Source organism: Daejeonella sp. (genome assembly GCF_049655485.1).
Classification (GTDB): Bacteria; Bacteroidota; Bacteroidia; order Sphingobacteriales; family Sphingobacteriaceae; genus Daejeonella.
Map to the genome: position 1 here is coordinate 1 of NZ_JBASJU010000053.1, position 1515 is coordinate 1515.

Below are 1515 nucleotides of genomic sequence, written 5' to 3' on the forward strand. Positions count from 1 at the left end.
CTCTTGTAGTATCGCTATACCGAGCCTAAATGATGCTTACTGATTCCCGAAATTCATTCTCGGATTTTTGGATCGCTGCTGTTCTCGTTTATTCTTGATTCGCCCATAGCTTATTCTGTAAAATGCAGCCAAAATATTATACAGAGATTGTAGTTCGCGCTTGCTATTCACGAGTATAAGCCTAGAACCTAACTTTGCCAATATGTTTGGCAAGCAAAGTAATAACTTTCCTATGCTTTTTTGCTTGCCCAGACTTTAATGTAGTAGCAACACTTATTGTTTTGTTGCACTTCTGTTATTTAATTAGAGAACGGACAACCGGAAATGCAGTAAAAAAGGCCTTTTGCGTTTATTCAAAAGGCCTTTTAAGGTTTAGTAGGGTCGATACTTAATTAATACAAGAAACGTGCCGTATCTGCTGGTTCATTTTCCGATTGACCGGGAATGAGACTACTCGTCAAGATTGTCCCGGTTTGGTCTGAGTTATCTTAGAGATTGACACTTTGCTTATTTATCCAGCGATGGCCTAAAAAACGAACAACTGAATTAGAAAGGGCGCCCAAAGTACCGGAATTTTTCAAGCCCGAAAATATGGCAACATTTTCTGTCTGGTGAACGTAAAAAGCTTCATTCGGGTGAATAGCCATTTGAATCAATTCCTGCCCTGTAGACCAATTCGATATCAAAACAAATGTGATCGTGAATAAAAATGACACCAGTAGTATAGGGCCTTTAGTTATATGAAATTCTATTTCTCTTTAGTATTATTTATTAATTATTACGTATATTTTATACCCCATAATGGGGAACAAAATACCCAAAACGATTGACCATTTAACCCTAATTAAAAAGAAATTCAAACTATTTGACTTTCAGATTGTTAACTAGAAAACAAATTATAAATAATGAAACATTCAAACCTATTCCTTTCCGGACTTATTGTTGTATTAGCCTCATGCAACGCTGAAAACAAAGTCGAACCCGGAACCTATGTTGATCTTAATTCTGGCGACTCTATCGAAGTTATTGCTGATCCTGAGACTGGTTATGCCATTAATAGTGAGACGAAAAAACCTGTCTATTTGTATGTCAATAATAACCGCGACACGATATTCACAACCGGAGCGGTAGTGAATAACAAAATCACGCGCGTAAACGATGACTATTATGAAGTTGATGATACTAAGGTGATTATCGACGACAAAGACGTAACTATAAAATATGCCGATTACAAAAAGAAGTTTGACGGTGATGATTACAAAGTCAAAGGAGAGGATTACAAACTGAAGGTAGAAGGTGACGGTGATTCAAAATTGAAGGTTGGTGAAGACTACAAGAAAAAAGTAAGCGAAGACGGAGATGTTAAAATCAAGGACGGAGATACAAAGATTAAAATTGAAGATGGAGTAGTTACAAAGTCGAAAAATTAATGGTTCTTTTTAACTTAAATTGGTCTAAGAAAACGATAGTCCTCAAACAAAGACCGCACTCAGTTGTTTACAAATTCTAAACTAA

1 protein-coding gene is annotated in these 1515 nt (G+C 36.2%); it reads left to right on the top strand.

Going from position 1 to position 1515, the window contains the following annotated elements:
* The first annotated feature begins 905 nt into the window (after nucleotides 1–905).
* Nucleotides 906–1430, top strand: coding sequence for a hypothetical protein (locus WBJ10_RS02335; RefSeq protein WP_424287941.1), 525 nt, complete (start codon nucleotides 906–908; stop codon nucleotides 1428–1430).
* Nucleotides 1431–1515 lie beyond the last annotated feature (85 nt).